General features: G+C 55.0%; 1 protein-coding gene and 1 pseudogene. One reads left to right on the top strand and one right to left on the bottom strand.

Annotated features, from left to right (window positions below; translation table 11 throughout):
- On the top strand, positions 1–285 hold a 285-nt coding region (locus KP703_RS15485; protein WP_215755559.1), incomplete at its 5' end, for a hypothetical protein.
- Positions 286–298: 13 nt separating this feature from the next.
- On the opposite strand, the pseudogene KP703_RS16030 reads toward KP703_RS15485, so the two are convergent.
- Positions 299–361, bottom strand: a pseudogene (locus tag KP703_RS16030) (type VI secretion protein); the annotation flags it as partial.
- Positions 362–1,258: the final 897 nt, after the last annotated feature.

The following is a 1,258-nucleotide window of genomic DNA, read 5'->3' as shown; positions in this document are numbered from 1 at the left end:
CTGCAGGGTCGCTCGGTGTTCGAGGCCACACGCGTCACCTTAATATGCGAAGTGGACCTCGGACCGCGCCGCCCCGACTGCATCTGCGTGTTCGAATTCGCCAATGACAAGACGCTGGGCGGGGTTTGTGTCATCATAGAACTAAAGACATGCAAATATATTTCTTCCGGGGACACCGCCAGCAAACGCGAGCAACGGGCCACGGGGATGAAGCAGGGCGGCACCTCGCTAACGGATTCACCACTCCAAGAATTGGAGCCAATCAATTCTTGCGGAGAACTGTGAATGCGCAAACCAACCCTTGGCAGAACATATCCATCGCGTCCGCCATCTCCAGCAGCCGCACGCGGCGCATCTCGGGGCCGACGCGCTGGGCTACGTCTTGCTGGCGTTCGCGACGCGAGGCTGGATGGCCTTCCCCATTATGATTCTTCTCGCTTCCGGCGGCATCGGGATGCCCGCGTTGCAGGCCATGCTGTCCAGGCAGGTAGATGACGACCATCAGGGACAGCTTCAAGGCCAGCAAAAGGCCAGGAACCGTAANTTGCTGGCGTTTTTCCATAGGCTCTGCCCCCCTGATGAGCATCACAAAAATCGACGCTCAAGTCAGAGGTGGCGAAACCCGACAGGACTATAAAGATACCAGGCGTTTCCCCCTGGAAGCTCCCTCGTGCGCTCTCCTGTTCCGACCCTGCCGCTTACCGGATACCTGTCCGCCTTTCTCCCTTCGGGAAGCGTGGCGCTTTCTCATAGCTCACGCTGTAGGTATCTCAGTTCGGTGTAGGTCGTTCGCTCCAAGCTGGGCTGTGTGCACGAACCCCCCGTTCAGCCCGACCGCTGCGCCTTATCCGGTAACTATCGTCTTGAGTCCAACCCGGTAAGACACGACTTATCGCCACTGGCAGCAGCCACTGGTAACAGGATTAGCAGAGCGAGGTATGTAGGCGGTGCTACAGAGTTCTTGAAGTGGTGGCCTAACTACGGCTACACTAGAAGGACAGTATTTGGTATCTGCGCTCTGCTGAAGCCAGTTACCTTCGGAAAAAGAGTTGGTAGCTCTTGATCCGGCAAACAAACCACCGCTGGTAGCGGTGGTTTTTTTGTTTGCAAGCAGCAGATTACGCGCAGAAAAAAAGGATCTCAAGAAGATCCTTTGATCTTTTCTACGGGGTCTGACGCTCAGTGGAACGAAAACTCACGTTAAGGGATTTTGGTCATGAGATTATCAAAAAGGATCTTCACCTAGATCCTTTTAAAT

The organism is Acetobacter sp. P5B1 (assembly GCF_018811985.1).
In the GTDB taxonomy this organism is placed as follows: domain Bacteria; phylum Pseudomonadota; class Alphaproteobacteria; order Acetobacterales; family Acetobacteraceae; genus Acetobacter; species Acetobacter cerevisiae.
This window is presented reverse-complemented; position numbering and strand designations above follow the sequence as displayed.